A 24,038-nucleotide genomic window follows, 5' to 3' on the forward strand; every position below is an offset into this window, starting at 1 on the left:
TGTCCGCTGGTGCGGAGATGGGCTTTTTCCGCTATCCTGCGGGCGGGATACATACTCCAGCTCAGGGTTGAATACGACATAAGCACAGGAGGGGATTCGATGAATGGAACAGGGTCCTGCATCACCCGGAAAGATCGGACAATTCTGCTGGATTGCGCTCATCCCGGGTTTGAGGCGGCAAGAATTGCACTGGTGGATTATGCGGAGCTTGTCAAAAGCCCTGCCGCCTACCATACCTACCGGATTACACCATTGTCGCTCTGGAATGCCGCCGCTTCCGGTCATACAGCGGAGAACATTATTTCGAGCCTGAAAAACCTCTCCCGCTGGGGGCTTCCTGCCGGACTGGAGCAGGAGATTGGTGAGCTGATGTCCCGGTACGGCAGCTTGGGGCTGTATGCTCATATGGGGGATCCCCGCTATATTATTTTACGTGCCAATCAACCCGGACTGTTGGATGAATTGGAAGGGCACAGTTCCTTACAGGCGTTGGGTCTGCGGAGGCACCTCCTCAAGGAAAGCGTCTGCCCCGTTGAACAGCGCGGGATGCTGAAACAGGAACTGACCAGGCTGGGCTATCCTGTGCTTGATTATGCCGGTTATCGTGAAGGGCAGACTTTGAGTCTGTCCTGGCGGGGAGTGGAGGCGCTGGAGCTGGAACCGGGAGTCTCATTCGGACTTCGCGATTATCAGCAGGAAGCTGTCCGTACGTTTCGGGGGATTGGGGGTAGCGGAGGCAGCGGTGTTGTCGTTCTGCCATGCGGGGCGGGCAAGACGGTTGTAGGTCTTGCTGTGTTGGAAGATCTGCAATGCGAGACGCTGATTCTGACTTCAAGCTCTACCTCCGTAGGACAATGGCGTGATGAACTTCTGCGGTGGACGGATCTGGATGAAAATGCCGTAGGGGAGTATACCGGTGAGAAAAGAGAAGTACGTCCAATCACTGTGGCAACTTACCAAATACTGACGCATCGCCGGGCCAAAGACGGACCGTTTCTGCATATGAATCTGTTTAATGAACGGAACTGGGGACTAATCATTTATGACGAGGTCCATTTACTTCCGGCACCTGTATTCCGGGCTACGGCGGATATACAGGCGACCCGCCGTCTGGGGCTTACCGCCACGCTTGTCAGAGAAGACGGACGGGAAGGGGATGTATTCTCCCTCATCGGGCCGAAATGTTATGATCTGCCCTGGAAGTCGCTGGAGAAAGAGGGCTGGATCGCCGCTGTGGACTGCGTAGAGATGTTGATACCCATGGACTCCGGCTTAAGGAGCAGGTATATCTATGCTGGCGGAAAAGAACAGTTTCGGCTTGCTGCCGGAAATCCGGCCAAGGCAGCGGCTGCCGCTAAGATCATTAAGTCCCATACCGGTGCTGCTGTACTGGTCATCGGCCAATACCTGGATCAGCTGGAGTTGCTGGCCGAAAGCCTGCAGGCGCCCTTGATCACGGGGAAAACGCCCCAGCGGGAAAGAAGCCGATTGTATGCTGCCTTCAATGAAGGCCAGCTGCGGGTGCTGGTGGTCTCCAAGGTGGCCAATTTTGCCGTGAATCTTCCAGATGCCTCGGTGGCGATCGAGGTTTCGGGAGCCTTTGGTTCACGGCAGGAGGAAGCCCAGCGGTTGGGCCGGATTCTGCGCCCGAAGCCGGGTGAGAATAAAGCGTATTTCTATACACTTGTCTCGGAGGACAGCAGAGAACAGGATTTTGCTCTGCGGCGGCGGCTGTTTCTGACCGAGCAAGGCTACGATTACGCCGTCAGAGGCGTGGACACGCAAGAGGAGGCGGTTTTATGATCGGGTTATCGCCCGAAGCGCAGGAAGTGCTGAAAATGATATGCGCGGTCCATGCGGCCCAGCCCTTTGCGGTAGAGAAGGCAGACAGCTTACGTCCTGCCACCCTGTGCCGCGCCGAGCAGCAGCTTGCACTGAAGGAGCTTCGTCAGGCTGGAGTGCTGGAGCTGCGGCAGAAAATATGGGGGGAGAAGCTGTATCAAATTCCCGTGCGGCAGCTCGCAGCTATCCACCAGCATTTCTTCTCCATGAGGCCGTTGCCAGTGGCAGGCGACAAGGTAATGCTCAAGCTTGCCGCAGGCAGCGGATTGCCGGGTGAGCTGTTTCGTGCGTTGCTGTTCACAGCGCGTGAAGGATTGCCTCTGACTGCCAAAGGTGTGATCCACAAGAAGAATATTAGCCGTCTGGCAGCACTTCTCTCTTTGCGCGAAGAGCATTTACGGGGTCTGATTCCCGGAGATGCTTATGCTGAGCCCCAGCCTCTGACAGCCATGGTTATGGTTGATCTTATGCTCATGCTTGGACTGATCAGCCGGCAGAGTGAGGCTTATATGCTGGAGATGGAAAGGCTGGATCAATGGTTTGCGCTCAATGAGCTGCAGATGAACGATATTTTGTATAACCTGATCTTGAACCGCTACGGCTTGCAGGAGCCAGTCAGGCAGCATTTTCGATACTGTATTTCCGCTGGAGAGTTCGCGCCTGGCCAATGGTTCTCCCTGCCGGATATTCTGGACAGGTTGCATAAGTTAAATCTTGCGGCAGATTATCCTGAAACAGGAGTCGAAGCCTCCTGTCTGGCATGGTTTAGCTTTCTGGCCGGGTTTGGCTGGTGCGAGCTGGGGTATAGTGATTACGGGGACTGGTGCTTCCGCTGGACGGACTCCAAGCCTTCGCCCGATCCAGGCGGGGAGGCAGGAGACGGCTGCATGAATCGGTTCACTGCGGATAGACCAGCTCCCGGCTGCGGGACAGTGGAAGACCTGAATGCTCCAGCGCCTGTGGAGAAGCAGATATTACAAGATTCCTCCCTTCAGTCGTTTATTGTTCAGCCGGATTTCGAGGTACTGGTGCCGCCGGAAGTGCCATACACTATCCGCTGGACGCTTGGCGGTTGCGCGGAGCTGCTGCATAGTGATGATCTGTGGAGCTTCAGGCTGACCCGGGAAAGGCTGGAGCATGCTGCTGAACAGGGACTGCCGCCAGAGACGGCGATTTCCTGGCTGGCTGCCCATGCACAAGGGGGATTGCCGGAACAGGTGGACCTATCTTTAAGACAGTGGTCAAAGGGGATTGGCCGAACGGCATTCTCCGAGGTGATTCTGTTGTCCTGCAGCAGTGAGGCAGATGGAGCGGATATTGCCGCCCATCCCCGGCTTGGCGGCAGCCTCACCCGTGTAGGCCCGCTTCATTTTATCGTGCAGGGAGATCAGGTGGAGCAGGTGCGCAAGGAGCTTGCGGCAGCCGGAATAGCCCCGCCGCGGATCATCGGCGGCAGGGAAGGCAGCGTGAAGCAAAAACTATTTGATCTAGGCGATCCCGGCCTGCCAGTGGCGGACTTCGTTCTTCCGGCTCCGGACCCCAAGCGGGGAATCCTTGGCGGAGAAGCTATTTATCAGCCCTTACCGCTGTCCTCAGCTGAAGTGGATGAAAGCAATTGGACAGGTGAAGAAAACGTTCCGCAAATGTGGATCAAGGAATGGCGGAAGTATCATGGCTCCACGGCCCAAAAGGTGATGGAGCAGGCGCTGAAGTGGGGGATTAAAGTCCGGCTTTCCATAAGAGATGAAGTTTGCGACTTTATTCCCGGGCGGATCAGCGGACATCCCTGGAGAGTCTCCGGATGCCTGCTGGATTCCAATTCACAGATTCGTGATGCGGAAATGGAACTGGACCCGGGAGATTGGGAGGAAATGAAGCTGCTGATTCCTCCAGAGCTGAGAAATTCTTCTTCTGCTGGAGCAAGTGGTTATGTTATGATAAGGTAGTCTACTGTTTACGGTAGAACATTAACGTAGAAAAGAGTTGAAGTTCATGAGCGTAGCGGAGTTGAATACGGTCGATATGGCCGAAGTGCTGACATACGCCTATGAATTAGGCGACATGATTAACCAATCGGCCGAAGTGTCGGATTACTTATACTGGAAAGGCCGGGTAGATTGTAACCCGGAAATCCAGGCCATGGTCAAACAGCTGCAGAACAAGAAGGAGCTGTTCGAAGAGACACAGCGGTTCGGACATTTTCACCCGAACTATCATTCGGCTAAGGATGAGGTATCTCGGGTGGAGCAGGAACTTGAACAGTTCGAGGAAGTTGCCCGCTTCAAGCTGGCCGAGAAGACGCTGGATGATATTCTTCATTCCATGTCGGAAGCGATTGCGTTCTCAGTATCGGAGAGCATCAAGGTTCCAAGCAATGACCCGAATCCTAAGGGTGGCGGATGCGGCAGCGGAGGCAAATGCTCCTGCGGATAAGCGCCTCTGAGAGGGAGAGAAAGAAAGGCGGATGAGCTAATGTTTGCGGAACGGACAGGATATATCGTATGGGTTAGCGACGTAAAGGCGGCGCGTAATCTGGAGAAATATGGAACACTGCATTATGTATCGCGGAAGATGCATTATGCGGTCATGTATGTGAATGCGGAACGTGCCGAGGAAGTTATGAAGAATGTCCGCAGACTTTCCTACGTGCGCAAGATTGAAAGATCTTACCGCAATGAGTTGAAGACGGAATACACTAGTAATGGACCGGACAAGTCCCGTTATTACGGATTGTAATTCCTGAAGCTGAAACTCTAGAAGGATGACAGGTGCCGCTGGCGCCTGTTTTTTTATGCACCTGTTTTGGCTTTCCTCGTATTCCTTTGCCTGCTGTTGCAGGCAGAGGTTTTTTTATTGGTGGGCTATATCAGTTGAACTAAGATTCCATCGAAGCCATTTCGGGTGAGGCGGAGCGGATCAAGAAAAAATGCAAAATGATCAAAGGCAGCAGTCTTGTGGATGACGCAGACAGAATCGCAAACGGGTCCGGCAACTAACACTGGTGTTTCGCATTCGCTGATTAGGGGAGTGCTTGAACAACCCGCGTCAATGCGGTAAGATTGACAACAATAAGAGCATGCCAAGACCCTTTCGGTGGAGTGTGATGATAATGCATGGCAAGGGGATGGAATGGTGGGGGGCGTTTGAACCCTTCCACATCATGCTGAATGACTACAGGGTCACTGATATTGTGATTACCAATCATGCCAAGAGCCGCTATCTGGACCGGATTAACCCGGACAGCAGTGACAGCGGACAACTCAGTGCATGGATGTGGCAATGTCTGAAGCAAAACCGGATCAAACCTTACCAGCAAAAGGAGCATAACGCGTATTTGATTGACGAGGATACGTTAGTCATTGCCGAGTTTAGGGAGCTGGAAGATGTAACGAGCCTCTCCGGGCATCCGCTGTATGTAATGGTAATCGTATCTTATCTGGGGCGGATCTCCGCGACTCCCCAACTGCGTGACCTGCAAGCTTATTATTCGCGTATGCGCAACTCACGCCGCATGAAGCTGATGAAGAAGCGCCGCAAACGCAAATAATGCACAGCAATTACAAAGAAGGTATGCGGCGGGTGGCTGCATGCCTTTTTTAAAATATATGAATTTACATGCTTTCCACTTAGAATAATTTATGATCTATGAAGGGGCTTTGAGTGCATGAATTTTCATCAGCTTCATATTTTTTATACGGTATCTGAACGGGGGAGCTTCTCTGCTGCAGCCCAGACACTGCATATGACGCAGCCGGCGGTAACGATGCAGGTACAGGCATTGGAAGACTATTTCGGAGCCAAGCTGTTCGACCGTTCGAGTAAAAAAATTGTGCTCTCCGAGGCCGGCCGGACGCTTATGCCCTTCGCGCTGCGCAGCATTCAACTGATGCGGGAGACGGATCAGGCAATGTCGGCCTTTACCCATATGCTGGAGGGGCGACTGCAGCTCGGGGCAAGCCTGACGATTGGAGAATATGTACTGCCGCGTCTGCTGGGCCCTTTTGGCAAAGCGTATCCGAATATTTCGATCATGATGAAAGTGATGAATACGTCGCAGATCATGGAGGAAATTAACAAACACCAGCTAAATTTCGGGCTGATTGAGGCGCCGGTGTCCCATCCCGATATGGAGATTGAACCGGTCATGGGCGATGAGCTTAACCTGATTGTCCCCAGTGAGCATCCGCTTGCAGACAGGGAGGAAGTTACACTAGAGGAAGCGCTGGAGTATCCGTTTGTGCTGCGCGAACAGGGCTCTGGAACACGGCGGGTGATGGAAGAACAGCTGATAGCCAAGGGGCTGGATCCGGCCGCAATGCGAGTCGTGATGGAGCTGGGCAGCACAGGCGCGGTAAAATCAGCGGTGGAGGCCGGTCTGGGTCTGACTATAATCTCAGCCTCCTCGGTTAAGCATGAGGTGACACTGGGGCTGCTGAAGATTGTGAATCTGTCAGATACTTCTTTTAAGAGACAATTCTATGCGATTCATCTAAAATCAACACTGCTGCCGATCTCTGCGGTTACGTTTCTGACCTTTTTGCGCCAGCACGCGAACGACCGGTAGGCGATTAGGATGGTACTGCGGAATCCCATGGTATGAAGTTTATGAGGAGAGGTATGCGGAAAATAGTGGGATAGGGGAGTCTGATGATGGCCATTTTGCTGCGCGGAGAGAAGGTTGTCTTGCGGGACCTGAAGGAAGAGGACATCCGTAAAATCTATAATTTCTATTATGAAGCAGAAGATCGCGAGTTTCTGCAATGCGATGGTCCCTACGAACCGCTGGAACAAGTAAGCTATGCACAATTTGCAGAAAAATATAACGGGATGTTGGCACTTGTGGGTACGGATAAACCGCGGAACCGTTTGATTATCGAGATTGATGGTGAGATTAAGGGTAGCGTGGGCAGATATTGGGTTTCGGAAGTCACGAATTGGTTTGAAATCGGAATTGCTATTTATGACTCCCGTTATTGGTCTGGAGGATACGGTACCGAAGCCTTCAGTATGTGGATGGAATATCTGTTCAATTCGCTGGATACAGTCCGTCTCGGCATAGGCACCTGGTCCGGCAACGCCCGGATGATGGGGCTGGCGGCCAAATGCGGGATGGTGGAGGAAGCCCGTGTCCGCAAAGCGCGGATTGTGCGGGGCGAATATTATGATGCCATTAAGATGGGAATTCTTCGTGAAGAATGGGAGTCTGCAGGTACATTATAAACTTGGGACAAGGAGTGGCATGATGGAGAACGATGTGGAAGCGAGCAACCCTATAGATGGTGCTAAACCAGGATTACAGGGCCGATGTGATTTACATACCCATACACAGGCTTCGGACGGGATGCAGCCACCGGCGGAAAATGTGCGGATTGCCCGTCATAAAGGGCTGGCCGCAGTAGCGATTACCGACCATGATACGGTAAGCGGCGTTGCCGAAGCGCTGGAAGCGGGCCTGAAGTACGGGATTACTGTTGTACCCGGCGTAGAAATCAGCACCCGTGCAGAAGGTAAGGAGATTCATGTGCTTGGATATTATATCGATACACAGCAGGAGCTGTTTCTCTCGCGGCTTGCAGAACAAAGGGACACCCGTGCCAAGCGCAATGACTCTATTATCGGCAAGCTGCGCGGACTCGGCATCAATATTACGCTGGACAATGTTATTGCAGGGATCGGCCGCGAATTGAAGCCTGATGAAAGTATCGGGCGGCCCCATATCGCTGATGAACTCGTACGGCTGGGCGCGGCAGCGGATATGCGCGAAGCCTTTGATAAATATTTGGCAACTGGTGCGGCGGCATATGTCTCTCCCCCGCGGATTACACCTGAGCTGGCCTGTGAGTGGATTATTGAAGCCGGAGGCACTCCAGTACTGGCTCACCCCGGCATCTACGGCGATGATGAGCTGGTGCGCGGCATTCTGACCCGAAGCTCTCTGCGGGGCATTGAGGCCTATCATTCCGACCATACTCCCGCCGATGAGGAGCGTTATCTGGCGATGGCCGAACAATTTGGCCTGGTTGTTACCGGCGGCTCGGATTTTCACGGTGCGCGGCAGGGTGTAATCTTCCACGGTGATCTGGGGAGCGTTACGGTCTCTGCCGATGTGCTGGAGCGGCTGAAGGGATAGAGAGTTAAGTACGCCTGCTTAATCCGATTAACCACAGGGATCACGATTTGAAAGACCACAAAGTTAAAGAACCTCCAAGCCCGAGACGATGCTTCGTCAGGCTTGGAGGTTCTTTGGTATGTCCAAATATTTGAAATAATGAAGAAGGGCCCGGAGCTAGCTTCTCAAAGCATTCGGCAGACTTTTGATCCGCGCCTCATCCGGTGTGACAAACAGTGTCTTCTGGTGATCGTAAATGACGAAGCCGGGCTTTGCACCGCTTGGCTTGCGGACATGCCGGATCAGGGTGCAGTCCACTGGCACGCTGCTCGACTGCTTGGCCTGACTGAAGTAGGCGGCAAGCTGAGCCGCTTCCTCCAGGGTAGCATCACCGAATTCTTCGCTGCGGATCACGACATGCGAGCCGGGGATATCTTTCGTGTGCAGCCAAGTGTCATTGGCAGAAGCCAGCCGGTTCGTGACATATTCGTTCTGCAGGTTGTTTTTGCCGACATAGATGTCTACGCCCTCGGAGGAGGTAAACACCTGTAAGGTGGGACGGGTGGTTTTCTTCTTCTTTTTGCCCTTTTTGCTGCGGTCGCGCATGTAACCCTGACTGACAAGCTCATCGCGGATTTCCTCGATATCATTCAGGGAGGCGTGGGCCAGCTGCTGCAGAAGTGTTTCCATGTAAGCAATTTCTTCATGGGTTTTGATCAGCTGCTCACCGATGACCCGAAGGCTGTTCTTGTATTTGTTGTATTTCTTGAAGTAACGCTGTGCGTTGTCCGAAGGCGTCAGCAGCGGATCAAGCGGAATGGTCGTCTCCGCCTGGTTCTCATCGTAATAGTTCACCAGCCGGGCTTCCTTGTCGCCCTTGGACACGGCATACAGTGACGCAAACAGCAACTCGCCCCAAATCCGGTAACGGTCAGCATCTTCCGCTTCTTCCAGGTCTTTCTGGAGATTGGCGAGCTTTTTAATATTTTTGCTCCGCTCATTGCCCAGGAAGCGTATCAGATCGCTGACGCGCTGCTTTACGGTATCCCGCTCCGCTTTATCCCCGTAATAGTCTTCCATGCAAGCGCTGATCGAGCTGTAGTGCTTCAAGCTTTCATCCGGCAATGCCAGCGGAATTGCAGAGAAAACGGGTTTGCCTTTGGCATTCGTTCCTATAACCGGTGAAAACCGGAATTCCCGCACCGGAGCCAGCACCTGATTAAAGGCCTCCCACAACAGGAGCGGATTCCCGCTGCTGTCGTCAGAACCAACATCCTGCTGATCGCATCCGGGCTCTGCGGCTTTGGAACCGCCGGCGCTGCGCTGCCGCACAATTTCTCCGGCAATCAGCGGACTCATGCCGCTGAAGGCATGCACCATCCATCCGATTGGATCGGCTGCTGGCGATGGACCGCCTGAACCATCCGCTTTGGGCTCTTCCAGAGACCGCAGCAGGTCCGCAATCTCGCCCTCAATAATTTCCTCGGGCTCTTCTTCCTCCCGGGTGCCTGCCAGCAGTACTGCTTCTTCTGCCGAGGTGAACAAAGTAACAAAATCCTCTTTGCCGATCTCCAGCGGATTCAGCTTGTGCTGCTCCGGCGGCTCCAGGTAGGCGATGCCGGGCATGACATTCCGGTAGCTGCTGATTGATGGGGTAACGTGATGAATACCGTCGATAATCGTGCCCGTGGAGAGATCGGTCAGAATGATATTGCTGTGCCGTCCCATGAGCTCAATAATAATTTTTTTGGCCGAAACGTCTCCCAGCTCATCCCGTGTCTTGATGTTTATATGAATGATGCGTTCCATGCCGACCTGGGTGATGCTCTCAATCGTGCCGCCTTCGCAGTGCTTGCGCATCAGCATGCAGAACATCGGTGCTTCTGCAGGATTAACCGTGTTCCGGTCCGTCAGATGCAGTCGCGGGTAGGTCGGATTGGCCGACAGCAGCAGCTTGCCTCCGCCGCCTGTGCCGCGCAGGATGAAGATAAGGTCGTGAGCGTTTGGTTGATATATTTTGCCGACGCGTGCACCGATGAAAGGCCCAAGCTCATGCACGATCGCTCTTGTAACGATGCCGTCTAATGCCATGATAATGTTCTCCTGTCGCATAATAATAAATTTCTCTTCTCTATGATGCCATACTTTAACACATTCGCGCAAAAGGAGAAGCTATGAAGCTGTGATATTTTGGGACGACCATGAATAGACTTTGTCATGAACAGGTGGAAAAGCTGTGCGCCGCCGGAAGTCAAGAAACGACCGGGAGGGGAAAGAATAGTCATGGAACAAAAAAGTTGGCACCGGCTCGGTGCGGAGGAACTGCAGAGGATGCTGAACATTCATCCTGGAGTAGGCCTAAGCGGAGAGGAGGCGGAGGAAAGACGCAAAGAGAGCGGGTATAACGAGCTTTCGGAGGGGAAGACAGTTTCTCCGATCACCTTGCTGCTGAATCAGTTTAAGGATTTTATGGTGCTTGTGCTGATGGGGGCGACGCTAGTATCCGGACTTTTAGGTGAATATCTGGATGCAATTACGATCATCGCCATTATTTTACTCAACGGAGTTCTGGGTTTTGTCCAGGAATTCCGTGCCGAGCGTTCACTCCGGGCACTCAAGCAGCTCTCGGCACCTTCTGCCAAAGTGCTGCGGGGCGGGAAGCAGGAAGTTATACCGGCAAAAATGCTGGTGCCCGGCGACATCGTGCTGCTGGAAAGCGGCGACCGGATTCCGGCTGACATCCGCTGGCTGGAGTGCAGTGCACTTTATGCCGAAGAATCTGCACTGACCGGTGAATCGCTGCCCGTCTCTAAGCACGCGGAACCGATTCATGCCGAGGAGATTCCCTTGGGGGACCAGAAAAATATCGGCTTCATGGGGACGATGGTAACACGGGGTACAGGTAAGGCGGTTGTAGTCCGTACAGGGATGGATACCGAGATGGGCAAAATTGCCGATCTGATCCAAAATACTGAATCGCAGGAAACGCCGCTGCAGCACCGTCTAGAGCAGCTTGGGAAGATTCTGATCTACGTTTCGCTCGGTCTGACCATTGTCGTAGTCGTTGCTGGCATTCTGCACGGTCAGCCCGCTACAGCGATGTTCCTGGCAGGCGTCAGTCTTGCAGTTGCAGCCATTCCGGAAGGTCTGCCGGCGATTGTCACCATCGCGCTCGCACTTGGTGTGCAGCGGATGATTAAACGTAAAGCGATCGTCCGCAAGCTCCCTTCGGTGGAGACTCTCGGATGCGCCTCCGTAATCTGCTCTGACAAGACAGGCACCCTGACCCAGAACAAGATGACGGTAACGCGGCTGTGGACGGGAGGACGCAGTCTGGACGTGACGGGCGAAGGTTATGCTCCCAGCGGACAAGTGATGGAGAAGGGGCGGGCCGTTGATCTCAAACATGATCAAAGCCTGCGGCGCATGCTTCAGGTCGGGGCTTTATGCAGCAATGCCGAAATTGTTGAATCTCTGTCCAGTGACAGCCGAGGGAAACGCAAGGGAAAGGATAAGGGTGAAACGGACAAGGCGGCAGACACCCAGTCGGTATGGGAGCTCAAGGGCGATCCTACCGAAGGCGCATTAGTCGCTTTATCCGCGAAGATGGGGCTTACTGCCCAGTCGCTTGCTGTAACGTATGCCAGAGAGAAGGAATTTCCTTTCGATTCTGAGCGCAAGCTGATGTCTGTGATCGTGGGGCATCCCGGCGGACGTATGATCTGCACCAAGGGAGCGCCGGATGTGCTGCTGAGCAACTGCTCCTATATGCTGTGGGAAGGCGGGGTTGTCCCTTGTACGCCGACTTTGCGCCAGAAGGTGCTGGAAGCGAACGAGGAGATGGCTTCCGGAGCGTTGCGTGTACTAGGGATGGCTTACCGTGAGCTGCGATCAGGCGAAGCAGCAGACAGTGAAAAAGAAGCGGAATCCCAGCTGATATTTATCGGACTGGCCGGAATGATCGATCCTCCGCGCCGTGAAGTACGCGACGCGATCAGCATTACCCGGCGGGCAGGAATCAAGACGGTGATGATTACTGGTGACCACGGAACTACCGCCGAAGCCATTGCCCACCAGCTTGGCATTCTGCAGCGGGGTGGGACCGTTCTGAGCGGCTCCCAGCTAACGCGGATGACTGATGATGAGCTGGATAAGGTGTCAGACTCTGTATATGTATACGCCCGCGTCTCCCCTGAGCATAAGCTGCGGATCGTCAAATCTCTGCAGCGGCGGGGCCATGTTGTGGCTATGACCGGAGATGGTGTGAATGACGCTCCGGCAATTAAAGCGGCGGACATCGGGATTTCCATGGGGATCACCGGCACCGATGTTACTAAAGAAGCATCAGCGCTTATTCTCGGAGATGATAATTTCTCAACGATCGTGGCAGCTATAGAAGAAGGGCGGAATATTTACGAGAATATCCGCAAATTTATCCGTTACCTGCTGGCTTCCAATGTCGGAGAGATCCTGACCATGTTCTTCGCTATGATGCTGGGGCTGCCGCTGCCGCTGGTGCCAATCCAGATTCTCTGGGTCAATCTGGTCACCGACGGACTGCCTGCGATGGCACTGGGCGTGGATCAGCCGGAGAAGGATCTGATGGAGCACAAGCCGCGCGGAGCGAAGGAGAATATTTTTGCCCGCCGCTTGGGCTGGAAAATCATCAGCCGGGGCCTGCTGATCGGTCTGTGCACCCTGGGCGCCTTCTGGTTGACGCTGCGTATTGATCCAGGCAGCCCGCAGCAGCTCATCCGCGCACAGTCGGTTGCTTTTGCCACACTGGTTATGGCTCAGCTTATTCATGTATTCGACTGCCGCAGTTCCCGTTCAGTGTTCCACCGCAATCCTTTCCAGAATAAATATCTGGTGCTCGCCGTGTTGTCATCCGTTGTGCTCATGCTGGCTGTTATGTATCTGCCGCTGCTGCAGCCGGTATTTAAGACCGTACCGCTTAGCTTCCGCGAATGGTGCCTGGTGCTGGTCACCGCCGGTATCCCTACCTTCCTGATGGGAGCGGGCAGCGTGTGGGGCGGCAAGAAGAACCGCAGCCGCAGCGGAGGCCGGACGATGATAAAAAGTACAAAAATTTCAGCATAAAGTCAATAGCTTAAGCCCACTCCTTAAGGTATGCTTGTTCGGAAGAAGTGAATGCTAACAAACTTTTAGGAGTGGGATTTTCAATGGAATTTACAAAAATGCACGGACTTGGCAATGACTTTATTATCGTATTCGGTGAGCAGGCACTGCCGGGCAATGCTTCTGAGCTTGCAGTTACGTTGTGCAACCGGTTCTTCGGCATCGGAGCCGACGGTCTTGTCTACATTCTTCCGTCAGAGCGCGGAGACTATATGATGCGCATTATGAATTCGGACGGCTCAGAAGCGGAGCAATGCGGAAATGCAATCCGCTGCGTCTCCAAATATGTATATGAGCAGGGTCTCGTCAGCTCGGAGCAGATTGTGATTGAAACCATCGGCGCCGGTGAACAAAAGGTATCCCTGCAGGTGAAGAACGGCGTGGTGGAGACGGTTACGGTCGATATGGGAGAACCTGTATTATCGGGCCTGCAGATTCCGGTGGCGATAGATGCCGAGCCTGTGCTGGACCAGCCCATTGAGGCAGACGGAACGGAATTCAAATTTACGGCCGTATCCATGGGCAATCCGCACTGTGTAATCTATGTGGAGGACGCCGTGTCGTTTGATCTTGCGACCTGGGGGCCGAAGCTTGAGGTGCACCCGCTTTTCCCGAGAAAAGTGAATGTAGAATTCGCGACAGTGCTAAACCGCAGCCATGTCGATATGCGTGTCTGGGAACGCGGCGCCGGACCGACACTGGCCTGCGGTACCGGAGCCTGCGCAACGCTGGTCTCCTCGGTACTGAATGGCCATACGGACCGCTCGGCCACGATCAGCCTGAAGGGTGGCGATCTGTTTATCGAGTGGAATGAGAATGACAACCATGTCTATATGACCGGTCCTGCCCAGGTTGTATATACCGGCTCGGTAGAAGTTTAATCCTGCAGGGATTTCGGTATCCAAACTGAATAAGGTGTGCATTCCAAAAGGATGACCTCAAGCTGCCCGCTTGCAGGTCATCCTTTTTGCAAATATAAGAACGATCCTGCGGTTGCCCTTGTGGCAGATGAGGCAAGCAAATTCCCGCAGCAGACGAGGGCTGAAATGCCTGACAACATGAGGGTTACGACAGGCCATGATTCTGAACTCGCACCTCTGATTCTTAAGTAGGTGATTGTCTCGGAGGAAATCTCCGGAGAGAATAACCGGAGTACTTCACCGGTTGCTTTATATACCGGCAGCGGCCGTACGATGTTCGAGGCGCTTGCCAACGCTTCGCGGCAAACCGCGCGTTTCCTGTCTCTTGCCCATGTCCGGGTGCTTGTCATCTCGGAGGAGTTTGCCCGTGAAGGAATCAAGGATATGCTGGATGTGCTGGAACGGGAGAGTGATACACGGCTCACCAGTCTATTCTTTATTTCCAGAGGCCAGCCGGCGATTGACCTCTTGTTAACTATGACCGTGTTCAGCAAAATTCCCGCCAACGATCTGGTAGAGAAGCTCGAGACAACCTCCAAACAGTTCGGATATAACGACAGAGATGTAGCGGATTCCAACGATAATCTGAAGACAATTGCTCCGAAAGCTATTCTGAGGGTGTCCGGCATAGCAGCGTTTAAGGATGATAAGCTGAAGGGCTGGCTGGAAGGCTACACTGTGCTCGGTACCGTACTCTTGCATAACAAAATTAAATTTTTTACCGCTGCCTTGATTGAAATATCCGAGCTGTTCGGTATCCCTTACAGGAAAATGATCTATCCTTGCGCGCTGATTATCCTGTTCACCTCCATCCTGGACGCCCGCTGCTTTATCGAACATCTGGATGAAGGGGGAAGGCTGCTGTATATGGTATATCCTCTGTTTATAGTGGTTATCCCAGCCATCCTAATTATAATCACGGCGTTGAAGAGCTATTTCTCGGCCCCCCGCCCGGGCTGACTGCCGCGAACCCAATAGATTAGGTCTGGAATCAGCAGACACAGCAGCATGATTGCCGCAGCCAGCTTCTCCGAGGCAGAATAGAGCAGGTAGTTCTGATATATCTGATGTAGCCCATTCCATAACCGAACAGCCAGTCGCTAAAATACAAGTAAAGCAAGGAAAGTGTAAATAATAACAGGATTACAGCGTATTTGCGCAGCAGCAGTCTTCTTGTTCTTTTTTTCAAGGTAGCCTCCTCCTTAAATAAGAATAAGGCTAGTATGAATCATTTCTTTTCTTGCCATGCAGAGGCAGTGATGGAGCGGTTAGGCTTTTGGGCTTGAATGCTTATCATCCAACCCGATTTATGTTACATTAGTATGAAACTAATGACAGTATAGGGGAGGTTCTTGCGGTGAAGCCGGATTTGCGCTCTGCGTGGAATACGAATGTTTTGGTCGGGGACGGAGCCATGGGAACCTTTTTATATCAAAAAGGGTTTCCTGTCGGCATCTCCTACGAAGAATTGAATCTGACCTCTCCAGGGGTCATTGAAGACGTGCATCGCAGCTATATTGAAGCTGGAGCCGTGCTGCTGGAGAGCAATACGTTCTCTGCCAATTATGACAGGCTGTCCAAATACGGATTGGAATCAAAGGTTGGGGAAATCAACCGTGCAGGTGTGAGAATTGCCCGGCAAGCTGCCGGTGATGCAGGATATGTAGTCGGTGCGGTAGGTTCCATTCGTGCCGGCAAACGGGCAAATCTTTCTTCGTCGGAGCTGAAGCGTTATTTCACGGAGCAGATCACCGCACTGCTGGAAGAGCAGCCGGACGGCATCATGCTGGAAACCTTCTACGATGTGGAAGAGCTGCATTTGGCACTGCGGACGGTGCGGAAGCTCAGCGGACTTCCGGTCATTTGCCAGCTTGCTGTAGATGAAACGGCGCGAACGCTGGATGGATTGACTTTGCCTGAAGCCTTCCGCATTTTGGAACAGGACGGAGCGGATGTGATCGGCTTCAATTGCCGGACCGGTCCCAACGGTATCAAGCGTGCATTGAAGACGCTTCAGGGCAGTCTGACCCTTCCGGCGTCGGTATATCCGAATGCCGGAGTAGCGGATTATGTGGACGGGCAGTACCGCTATGGCGCCACACCGGATTATTTCGGCCAAATGGCTCCTGTGTTTGCCGGGCTGGGCAGCCGGATCATCGGCGGCTGCTGCGGGACTACTCCTCAGCATATCGCTGAAATCTCGGCTGCACTGCGTGATTATGCTCCGCAGCCGCTGCCAGAACCGACTCTGAAGAAGAGCCCGGAGCGGATTGTGGTGCAGGAACATCTCGGCGAGGATGAAGGCCGCAGCGGCGGCGAACCGACACTTGTCGATCTGGTCAAGGAGCGCCACACCGTTATTGTAGAGCTTGACCCTCCCCGTGATCTGGACATCGCCAAGTTTATGAGAGGTGCAGATGCGCTGCGTAGAGCAGGTGCAGATGCGCTGACCCTTGCGGATAATTCACTCGCCGTAACTCGGATGAGCAACATGGCTCTCGGGCATCTGGTTCAGGCCCGTACAGGACTCCGGCCACTGGTGCATGTAGCCTGCCGTGACCGGAATCTGATCGGGACCCAGTCACATCTCATGGGTTTTGATGCGCTTGGCATCGACCATGTGCTGGCGGTGACCGGAGATCCGGCCCGTTTCGGGGATCTGCCGGGGTCCAGCTCGATATATGATCTTACTTCCTTTGAAATCATCCGGATGATTAAGCAATTGAACGACGGGATTGCGTTCTCCGGCAAGCCGCTGAAGCAGAAGGCGAAATTTGTGATCGGAGCCGCATTTAATCCCAATGTCAAACATTTGGACAAGGCGGTGGAGAGGCTGGAGAAGAAGATCGCTTCCGGCGCGGATTATATTATGACCCAGCCGGTGTATGATCCTGAGCTGATCGCCCGTATCGCCAAAGCGACTGAGCATCTGGATATTCCGATATTCCTCGGGATCATGCCACTGGCAAGCGGCCGCAATGCAGAATACCTGCATAACGAGGTTCCCGGTATTCAGCTCTCCGCAGAGGTACGCAGCCGTATGCAGGGTCTTGAAGGAGAGGTTGGCCGGGCTGAAGGCGTGGCCATCGCCAAAGAGCTGCTGGATGCGGCGACAGAGCATTTTAACGGCATCTATCTGATGACGCCATTCATGTTCTACGAGATGAGCGTCCAGCTGCTGGAGTACATTTGGGAGAAACAAGGGCGCAAATTGTCCCCCTTGTTTCGCTAGTAATAATCAATTACAATAGTGTAATGGATGTGATTCCGTTGTCATTTAGCATGACCGGATACGGTCAATCATCCCTGCAATTCGGCGGTTACAAGATTACGTTCGAAGTCAAATCGGTGAATAACCGTTACTGCGAAGTTGTGCTGCGGATGCCCCGGGATTGGACGGGTTATGAGGATATGCTGCGAAGAATAGTTTTGCATCATATCAAACGGGGACGGGTAGATGTCGTCATAAATAGAGAAATCACTGAAGAGACAGCCTCCGTTCAGATGCTGAACCGGCCGGCGGTCAAGTCCTATCTGAAAGCCGCGGAAGCGCTGAAGGACGAGTTCGGATTTACGGGTGAGTTGACTTTACGTGATATACTTTCTATGCCCGGTGTAATGGAGCTCAAGGAGGAGGCAGCCGCCACAGGATTTGCATCCTTTGAAGAGTACTCCGGGATGCTTGAACTGGGGCTGGAGCAAAGCCTTCAATCCCTGCTGGAAATGCGCGTCCGGGAAGGCGGTTATCTTGCCGCTGACCTAACGCGCCGGCTAGGGCATCTGGAGGAGCTGCACGCTGAAATGGCCGCACTTGCTCCTGCAGTAGTAGTTGAATACCGTGATAAGCTGCGGTTGCGGCTGAACGCGCTGAATGACGGGACTTTCCCTTTTGAGGAGCATAAATTCGGAATGGAAATTGCTACCTTTGCCGACCGCTGTAACATTGATGAGGAGCTTACCCGGCTGTACAGTCATTTTGAACAATGCAGAGCTTTGCTGAAGGGAAGCGAGCCGGCAGGACGCAAACTGGATTTTCTCATTCAGGAGATGAACAGGGAGACGAATACAATCGGGTCGAAATGCAACCATCTGACTCTAGTGAATCTCACGCTTGATATGAAAGCTGAGCTGGAGAAGATACGCGAGCAAGCAGCGAACTTAGAATAACAGGTAGTTCAATCAAGCAAAGATGTAACTTATGGGGGGAACAACCGGAACATGGCAATCAAATTAATCAACATCGGCTTTGGAAATATCGTATCGGCCAACCGCATTATTTCCATTGTCAGCCCGGAATCTGCACCAATTAAACGTATTATCCAGGAGGCCAGAGACCGGCATATGCTGATCGATGCGACCTACGGCCGCCGGACGCGGGCCGTCATTATTACAGACAGCGATCATGTCATTCTGTCGGCCGTTCAGCCGGAGACTGTGGCACACCGCTTATCCAGCAAAGATGATGATAACGACGAATAACAACAAATGGAGTGTACTATGTCAAAAGGATTGCTGATCATATTGTCCGGCCCTTCCGGCGTTGGTAAAGGTACCGTCTGTACCGCGCTGCGGCCGAAGATGCCCGAGCTTATCTATTCCGTTTCCGCCACCACACGCAGTCCGCGTGAGGGTGAGGAGAACGGCGTCAATTATTTTTTCAAGAGCAGAGAGCAGTTCACGGCAATGATAGAAGCGGACCAGCTGCTGGAGTATGCGGAGTACGTAGGCAATTATTACGGTACTCCGCGTGATTTTGTGGAAAGAACACTCGAGAGCGGAAAAGATATTATTCTGGAGATCGAGGTTCAGGGAGCTCTCAAAGTCAAAGACAAATTCCCGGAAGGCATCTTTGTGTTCCTTCTTCCTCCATCCATGGACGAATTGAAGGACCGCATCCGCGGTCGCGGTACGGAGCATCCTGATGTGATTAACCACCGCATGTCCGTAGCAGAAGATGAGATTGGTTTGATCCGGCATTATGACTATGCCGTAGTGAATGATGAGATTGATCTGGCCTGTAAGCGAATAGAAAGCATTATTATCGCCGAACATTGTAAGGTAAGATGATATGCACAGCAAGATTGATCATATTTAACAGTAAAAGATGAAGAGGTGTCTTACGTGCTATATCCATCTATTGATGAAATGATGACCAAAGTCGACAGCAAGTATTCGCTGGTTGTCGCAGCTGCCCGCCGGGCAAGAGCTCTCCGTGAAGGCGGCAAGACTGATATCAAGTCGCCGAGATCCCACAAGTTTGTTGGCGTTGCCCTGGAAGAAATTTATGAAGACCGCATCATTGTAACACGCGGCGAAGAATAGTCCGGATAGCTTGCCATGCCTACTGTAGAAACGGACACCGCCTTTGTATAAGGCGGCGCTACCGTTTCTTCTTAGGTTAAGGGGCTGACAGCGCATGAACCTAGTGACCCATAGCCCGTACCGGGCTGTTCCTGACAACCGGAAGGTTGTTATTTTTTTAAAGAGATAAGGCCTAGAGGATTTACGCTATATTATCCTTATATCATTGCAGAAACGGATGCCGTCTCGAGATAGGCCGACGCAGCCGTTTCTTCTTGCCCGAAATATTAGAATTTCAAGTTTTCTTCATTTTATATCCGAACTATAGAGCTTTGGCGCAGGAAAGGAACAGGGGGGAGATCATGTTGAACAACATCAAGGGTAAAACGATTATTCTTGGCATTACAGGGGGAATTGCTGCATACAAGGCAGCGGATTTGACCAGCAAGCTTACACAAAGAGGAGCCGAAGTCCATGTCATTATGACAGCCTCGGCTAAACAGTTCATTACTGAGCTGACACTGCAGTCACTCTCGAAGCAGCGGGTATACAGCGATACCTTCCAGGAACGCGACCCGTCATCGATATCGCATATTGACCTCGCCGATGCCGCCGACCTTGTCCTGATCGCACCGGCTACGGCCAATATCATCGCCAAAATGGCGCATGGCCTTGCCGATGATATGTTGTCCACTACACTGCTGGCCGCGACCGCTCCAGTTATGGTCGCACCGGCAATGAACGTCCATATGTACCAGCATCCGGCGGTAATCAGCAATATGAATACTCTTGCCGGGCGTGGTGTGCAGTTTATTGAACCGGGTGAAGGGCTGCTGGCCTGCGGTTATGTAGGCAAAGGCAGGCTTGAGGAGCCGGCGACGATTGTGAGCTGTGTGGATGCTTTCTTCGCTCTTCAGAACAGCGCTGCATCCGGTCCGCTGGCCGGTAAAAAAGTTATTGTGACGGCTGGAGGGACGGTGGAGCGGATTGATCCGGTCCGTTATATCTCCAATGACTCCTCCGGCAAAATGGGCTTTGCCCTGGCCCGTGCTGCGCGTGCCATGGGTGCTGAGGTTACCTTGATTGCTGCGCGTACGGATGAGAAGCCCCCGCAGGACCCGGACATCAAAGTGGTACGGGTAGAGTCAGCCCAGGAGATGTATGAGGCGGTTGCCGGCCGGTGGAAGGCATGCGATATTCTGATCAAGGCCGCTGCTGTAGCAGATTACCGTCCTAAGCAGAGTGCCCCATCCAAGATCAAAAAGAGCGGCGATACAATGACGCTTGAACTGGTTAAGACAACCGACATCCTGGAGAGTCTGGGGAAAATGAAGGACAAGCAGTTCCTAATCGGATTTGCTGCCGAGACAGGAAACGCCGAAGCCTTCGCGAAGGACAAGCTGGTCCGCAAAAATTTGGACCTTATTGTGGCTAATGATGTGGCTGCGGAAGGGGCCGGATTTGGCACGGATACCAATATTGTCTCTATTTATGGGGCCGAAGGCCTTGTGCTGGATATTCCCCTGGTAAGCAAAGATGAAGTGGCGCGCCGCTTGCTGGGACTCGCAGCAGAGCGTATCGCTGGAGCTGCCTTATAATGGATATAGCCAAGGTCATTGTCGATGTTCCCGTGCGCAGCACTGACCGGCCATTTGATTATTTGATTCCCGCTGACCTGAAACTGTGGATTGAAGTGGGCAGCAGAGTGGCTGTTCCTTTTGGTCACCGGACTGTACAGGGTTTTGTTGTCTCACTGGAATCGGGAGAGACCGGCTCGGGCCCTTCCCTTAAACCCATCCAAGAAGTGCTTGATCTGCTCCCGCCTTTGTCGCCAGAGCTTGTAGAGCTTGGGGACTGGATGAGTCAAAGATATGCCTGCAGACGGATCTCCGCTTTGCAGGCTATGCTTCCGACTGCCCTTAAGGGCAAAGCCGAGCGCCTGATCTCCCTCGGAGAAGCGGCAGAGGAAGCAGGGAGCCCTGAGGATGAATTGTTTCCGCTGTTTCTGGATACGGACCAGGAGGAGCAGCAGATCACCGATTTTGTCAGACGTGCCGGGGAGGTCTCCATGAAGCAATTGACCCGGACGTTTCCAGATGCGGCGGAGACGGTGAAGTTCATGCTGCGGCGGGGAGTGCTGTCCGAGAGCCAGTCGATTAAGGATAAAATGGGCAAAAAGAAGCTGAAGGCTGTAGATTTGGCGATAGGCGTTGCCGCAGCCCGCGAATCACTGGGCAGCTTCCCGGCACGTTCAGCACGGCAGAAGGAAGTGCTGGCCTTCCTGATCGACATGGAGCCGATGCTACCCATGCCAATGAAGGATCTTTTGTCGGTACTGCAGGTTACAGCCGGTACCGTGAAGTCGCTGGAAGACAAGGGCTTCATTGAGATCAGCGAAATTGAAGTGTACCGCGATCCCTACCGGGGACGCGATTTCAAACCGAGCACTCCGCTGCCGCTGACTGGCGAACAGGAATCCGTATATAAACGGATTATCCGGACGGTGGATGAGCAGCGGCATGAAGTGTTTTTGCTGCACGGGGTAACCGGGAGCGGAAAGACGGAAATTTACCTGCAGTGCATCCAGCGGGTAGTAGACCAGGGCAGGCAGGCGGTGGTGCTGGTTCCCGAGATCGCGCTCACTCCGCAGATGGTTGAGCGGTTTAAGGGCCGGTTCGGAAGCGGAGTGGCGGTGATGCACAGCCGCTTGTCTGTCGGAGAAAGATACGACGAATGGCGCAAAATCCGTGAGGGCAAAGCGGCAGTTGCCGTCGGAGCACGTTCAGCGGTATTCGCGCCATTCGCTAATCTTGGACTGATTATTATGGACGAGGAGCATGAAGGCTCCTATAAGCAGGAGGAGAATCCGAAGTACCATGCCCGCGATGTGGCTGTCCGCAGGGCAGAGCAAGGCGGAGCTGCAGTAATTCTTGGCTCAGCCACTCCTTCTTTGGAGAGTTATCATGCTTCCCGGGCACAAAGCGATATTCACTTCTCTCCAGTTCTGCTAGAGATGCCGAGCCGTGCGCTTGGCAATGAACTGCCAAAGGTGCATGTGGTAGACATGCGCGATGAGCTTAAGGAAGGTAACCGCTCCATGTTCAGCCGCAGGCTGCACGCTGCGCTTGAGAGCAGGCTGGAACGCGGGGAGCAGACAGTGCTGCTGCTGAACCGCAGAGGGTTTTCCACCTTTGTAATGTGCCGGAGCTGCGGTTATGTCGCCGGCTGCCCGGAATGCGATATCTCGCTGACCTACCATGCCCGCAGCGACAATTTGCGCTGCCATTACTGTGGTCATGCAGAACCTTCGCCGAAGGTATGCCCTGAATGCGGAAGTGAGCATATCCGCTTCTTCGGGACAGGCACACAGCGGGTGGAAGAAGAATTAGGCAAACTTTTCCCCGGCATCCGCGTAATCCGGATGGATGTGGATACAACGACGGAAAAGGGCTCGCATGAGAAGCTGCTGAACCAGTTTAGGGACAAAAAGGCGGATGTGCTGCTCGGAACGCAGATGGTGGCGAAGGGTTTGGATTTCCCCGATGTTACACTCGTCGGAGTTATTACGGCGGATTCTGCACTCAACTTGCCTGATTTCCGCGCGGCGGAGAAGACGTTTCAACTGCTTACCCAGGTGGCTGGGCGGGCGGGGCGGCATCAGCTACCCGGTGAAGTCGTGGTCCAGTCCTATACCCCCGAGCATTATTCGATTATCCATGCCAGCGGCCATGATTACAGCTCCTTTGTCCGTGAAGAGTTGAAGCACCGCAAAGAATTGCATTATCCTCCCTATTGCCGGCTGATTCTCGTGACCCTGTCACATGAACAGCTGCCGCTGCTGCTGCGTCTGGCCGAGAATTATGCGCTGAACCTTCAGGGCAAAGCGAGACAGCTCCGTTGGTACGGCAGCTTGGATAAGCTGTCCACGGACGCGCTCGATCTGTTGGGACCGGTGGCTTCACCGTTGCCCCGCCTGAAGGGCAGATACAGATTCCAGTGCATCATTAAATGGCGGGGAGCCATAGATGCGATTGGGCTGGCCAAGCAGGTGGCTGAAGAGCTGGAGGATTCGGTCCGTGACACAGGACTGCAGGTCAGCATCGACGTTGATCCGCAGATGTTGATGTAACCGGAAGACATGTTACAATGGGTAAGGAAATATTGCCTCTAGGCATGATTGGGTTTATTAATTCGTTTTTCTAACTATAGAAATGTTCAGAACAAGGAAGGTGTTTTGGTAATGGCAATCAGGCTGATCGTGAAAGAACCGGATGAAGTGCTGCACAAGACAGCGAAAACAGTAACGAAAGTAACACCCAATGTCCAGAAGCTGCTGGACGATATGGCGGACACGATGTATGACGCTGAAGGCGTTGGCCTGGCGGCACCGCAGGTGGGTATCCTGAAACGGCTGATCGTAGTGGATGCCGATGAGGAGCATGGTTTGATCAAATTGATCAACCCGGAAATACTCAGTATGGTAGGTGAACAGTTTGGACCTGAGGGATGTTTGAGTATTCCCGGGCTAAATGGCGATGTGCGCCGCGCGGAGACTGTTACGGTGCGTGGCCTTGACCGTGAAGGCAAGGAAGTGACGATTACGGGAAGCGGTCTGCTGGCCCGTGCTTTTCAGCATGAAATCGATCATCTCAACGGAGTAGTGTTCACGGATATTGCCGAGAAGGTATATGAATATACAGCTGAACGCAGTGAAACCGAGGAGTGAA

Annotated in this window: 21 protein-coding genes; 19 read left to right on the forward strand and 2 right to left on the reverse strand. The window is 53.2% G+C overall.

What is annotated here, in order from left to right; all coding sequences use genetic code 11:
- Positions 1-99: 99 nt before the first annotated feature.
- From NST99_RS13785 to NST99_RS13820, 8 genes are all read left to right on the forward strand, one after another.
- Entirely contained in the window at positions 100-1,803 is a 1,704-nt protein-coding gene (locus NST99_RS13785; RefSeq protein ID WP_341092422.1) for a DNA repair helicase XPB, read from the forward strand.
- Positions 1,800-3,788: a helicase-associated domain-containing protein gene (locus NST99_RS13790; RefSeq protein WP_341092423.1), complete on the forward strand. Its 1,989-nt coding sequence runs from the start codon at positions 1,800-1,802 to the stop codon at positions 3,786-3,788. The genes NST99_RS13785 and NST99_RS13790 overlap by 4 nt, the downstream gene beginning before the upstream one ends.
- 46 nt (positions 3,789-3,834) lie before the next feature.
- Positions 3,835-4,275 (forward strand): YlbF family regulator, encoded by a 441-nt coding sequence (locus NST99_RS13795; protein WP_038590509.1) that lies wholly within the window; start codon positions 3,835-3,837, stop codon positions 4,273-4,275.
- A 39-nt stretch (positions 4,276-4,314) separates the two neighbouring features.
- The gene (locus NST99_RS13800) at positions 4,315-4,578 is read left to right on the forward strand and encodes a YlbG family protein (RefSeq protein WP_020432997.1); all 264 of its coding nucleotides are present in this window, start codon (positions 4,315-4,317) and stop codon (positions 4,576-4,578) included.
- A 373-nt stretch (positions 4,579-4,951) separates the two neighbouring features.
- Positions 4,952-5,389: a hypothetical protein gene (locus tag NST99_RS13805; protein ID WP_341097647.1), complete on the forward strand. Its 438-nt coding sequence runs from the start codon at positions 4,952-4,954 to the stop codon at positions 5,387-5,389.
- Positions 5,390-5,506: 117 nt separating this feature from the next.
- Positions 5,507-6,406 (forward strand): selenium metabolism-associated LysR family transcriptional regulator, encoded by a 900-nt coding sequence (locus NST99_RS13810; RefSeq protein ID WP_341092424.1) that lies wholly within the window; start codon positions 5,507-5,509, stop codon positions 6,404-6,406.
- A gap of 86 nt (positions 6,407-6,492) precedes the next feature.
- Positions 6,493-7,062, forward strand: coding sequence for a GNAT family N-acetyltransferase (locus tag NST99_RS13815; RefSeq protein ID WP_341092426.1), 570 nt, complete (start codon positions 6,493-6,495; stop codon positions 7,060-7,062).
- A 22-nt stretch (positions 7,063-7,084) separates the two neighbouring features.
- Entirely contained in the window at positions 7,085-7,972 is an 888-nt protein-coding gene (locus tag NST99_RS13820) for a PHP domain-containing protein (protein WP_341092428.1), read from the forward strand.
- A 156-nt stretch (positions 7,973-8,128) separates the two neighbouring features.
- Here the strand turns inward: NST99_RS13820 and NST99_RS13825 are convergent, their stop codons facing one another.
- Complete coding sequence (locus tag NST99_RS13825) at positions 8,129-10,042, reverse strand: Rqc2 family fibronectin-binding protein (protein ID WP_341092429.1); 1,914 nt, start codon at positions 10,040-10,042, stop codon at positions 8,129-8,131.
- A gap of 192 nt (positions 10,043-10,234) precedes the next feature.
- On the opposite strand from NST99_RS13825, the gene NST99_RS13830 reads away from it, so the two are divergent.
- The 3 genes from NST99_RS13830 (at position 10,235) to NST99_RS13840 (ending at position 14,970) form a co-directional block, all read left to right on the forward strand.
- On the forward strand, positions 10,235-13,051 hold the full coding sequence (locus tag NST99_RS13830; protein ID WP_341092430.1) for a calcium-translocating P-type ATPase, SERCA-type: 2,817 nt from the start codon (positions 10,235-10,237) through the stop codon (positions 13,049-13,051).
- Between the two features lie 83 nt (positions 13,052-13,134).
- Entirely contained in the window at positions 13,135-13,971 is an 837-nt protein-coding gene (gene dapF / locus NST99_RS13835; RefSeq protein WP_341092431.1) for a diaminopimelate epimerase, read from the forward strand.
- Positions 13,972-14,202: 231 nt separating this feature from the next.
- Positions 14,203-14,970 (forward strand): Ger(x)C family spore germination protein, encoded by a 768-nt coding sequence (locus NST99_RS13840; RefSeq protein WP_341092433.1) that lies wholly within the window; start codon positions 14,203-14,205, stop codon positions 14,968-14,970.
- A gap of 31 nt (positions 14,971-15,001) precedes the next feature.
- Here NST99_RS13840 and NST99_RS13845 read toward each other — a convergent pair whose 3' ends face one another.
- Complete coding sequence (locus NST99_RS13845) at positions 15,002-15,199, reverse strand: hypothetical protein (RefSeq protein WP_341092434.1); 198 nt, start codon at positions 15,197-15,199, stop codon at positions 15,002-15,004.
- Between the two features lie 168 nt (positions 15,200-15,367).
- On the opposite strand from NST99_RS13845, the gene NST99_RS13850 reads away from it, so the two are divergent.
- The 8 genes from NST99_RS13850 (at position 15,368) to def (ending at position 24,037) form a co-directional block, all read left to right on the forward strand.
- Entirely contained in the window at positions 15,368-17,242 is a 1,875-nt protein-coding gene (locus NST99_RS13850) for a bifunctional homocysteine S-methyltransferase/methylenetetrahydrofolate reductase (RefSeq protein WP_341092435.1), read from the forward strand.
- 38 nt (positions 17,243-17,280) lie between these two features.
- The gene (locus NST99_RS13855) at positions 17,281-18,177 is read left to right on the forward strand and encodes a YicC/YloC family endoribonuclease (RefSeq protein WP_341097648.1); all 897 of its coding nucleotides are present in this window, start codon (positions 17,281-17,283) and stop codon (positions 18,175-18,177) included.
- Positions 18,178-18,228: 51 nt separating this feature from the next.
- A complete protein-coding gene (remA, locus tag NST99_RS13860) occupies positions 18,229-18,489 on the forward strand; it encodes an extracellular matrix/biofilm regulator RemA (RefSeq protein ID WP_006209218.1) in 261 nt (86 codons plus the stop codon).
- An 18-nt stretch (positions 18,490-18,507) separates the two neighbouring features.
- On the forward strand, positions 18,508-19,077 hold the full coding sequence (gene gmk / locus NST99_RS13865; RefSeq protein WP_341092436.1) for a guanylate kinase: 570 nt from the start codon (positions 18,508-18,510) through the stop codon (positions 19,075-19,077).
- 54 nt (positions 19,078-19,131) lie between these two features.
- Positions 19,132-19,332, forward strand: coding sequence for a DNA-directed RNA polymerase subunit omega (gene rpoZ / locus NST99_RS13870; protein ID WP_038590559.1), 201 nt, complete (start codon positions 19,132-19,134; stop codon positions 19,330-19,332).
- Between the two features lie 341 nt (positions 19,333-19,673).
- Positions 19,674-20,909, forward strand: coding sequence for a bifunctional phosphopantothenoylcysteine decarboxylase/phosphopantothenate--cysteine ligase CoaBC (gene coaBC, locus NST99_RS13875; RefSeq protein ID WP_341092437.1), 1,236 nt, complete (start codon positions 19,674-19,676; stop codon positions 20,907-20,909).
- Positions 20,909-23,440 carry a primosomal protein N' gene (gene priA, locus NST99_RS13880; protein WP_341092438.1) on the forward strand — a complete coding sequence of 844 codons (2,532 nt, stop codon included), beginning with the start codon at positions 20,909-20,911 and terminating at the stop codon, positions 23,438-23,440. Before coaBC ends, priA begins: the two co-directional genes overlap by 1 nt.
- 111 nt (positions 23,441-23,551) lie before the next feature.
- Positions 23,552-24,037, forward strand: a complete 486-nt coding sequence (gene def, locus NST99_RS13885; protein WP_341092439.1) for a peptide deformylase — start codon at positions 23,552-23,554, stop codon at positions 24,035-24,037.
- Position 24,038 lies beyond the last annotated feature (1 nt).

The organism is Paenibacillus sp. FSL L8-0470, from assembly GCF_038008625.1.
Classification (GTDB): Bacteria; Bacillota; Bacilli; order Paenibacillales; family Paenibacillaceae; genus Paenibacillus_AQ.

Bases quoted from the DNA above. Each gene is read 5' to 3' on its own strand.
- NST99_RS13790 (WP_341092423.1), top strand. From the start codon at position 1,800: ATGATCGGGTTATCGCCCGAAGCGCAGGAAGTGCTGAAAATGATATGC.
- NST99_RS13800 (WP_020432997.1), top strand. From the start codon at position 4,315: ATGTTTGCGGAACGGACAGGATATATCGTATGGGTTAGCGACGTAAAG.
- gmk (WP_341092436.1), top strand. From the start codon at position 18,508: ATGTCAAAAGGATTGCTGATCATATTGTCCGGCCCTTCCGGCGTTGGT.
- remA (WP_006209218.1), top strand. From the start codon at position 18,229: ATGGCAATCAAATTAATCAACATCGGCTTTGGAAATATCGTATCGGCC.
- priA (WP_341092438.1), top strand. From the start codon at position 20,909: ATGGATATAGCCAAGGTCATTGTCGATGTTCCCGTGCGCAGCACTGAC.
- dapF (WP_341092431.1), top strand. From the start codon at position 13,135: ATGGAATTTACAAAAATGCACGGACTTGGCAATGACTTTATTATCGTA.
- coaBC (WP_341092437.1), top strand. From the start codon at position 19,674: ATGTTGAACAACATCAAGGGTAAAACGATTATTCTTGGCATTACAGGG.
- NST99_RS13815 (WP_341092426.1), top strand. From the start codon at position 6,493: ATGGCCATTTTGCTGCGCGGAGAGAAGGTTGTCTTGCGGGACCTGAAG.
- def (WP_341092439.1), top strand. From the start codon at position 23,552: ATGGCAATCAGGCTGATCGTGAAAGAACCGGATGAAGTGCTGCACAAG.
- NST99_RS13795 (WP_038590509.1), top strand. From the start codon at position 3,835: ATGAGCGTAGCGGAGTTGAATACGGTCGATATGGCCGAAGTGCTGACA.
- NST99_RS13785 (WP_341092422.1), top strand. From the start codon at position 100: ATGAATGGAACAGGGTCCTGCATCACCCGGAAAGATCGGACAATTCTG.
- NST99_RS13820 (WP_341092428.1), top strand. From the start codon at position 7,085: ATGGAGAACGATGTGGAAGCGAGCAACCCTATAGATGGTGCTAAACCA.
- NST99_RS13830 (WP_341092430.1), top strand. From the start codon at position 10,235: ATGGAACAAAAAAGTTGGCACCGGCTCGGTGCGGAGGAACTGCAGAGG.
- NST99_RS13810 (WP_341092424.1), top strand. From the start codon at position 5,507: ATGAATTTTCATCAGCTTCATATTTTTTATACGGTATCTGAACGGGGG.
- NST99_RS13805 (WP_341097647.1), top strand. From the start codon at position 4,952: ATGCATGGCAAGGGGATGGAATGGTGGGGGGCGTTTGAACCCTTCCAC.
- NST99_RS13825 (WP_341092429.1), bottom strand. From the start codon at position 10,042: ATGGCATTAGACGGCATCGTTACAAGAGCGATCGTGCATGAGCTTGGG.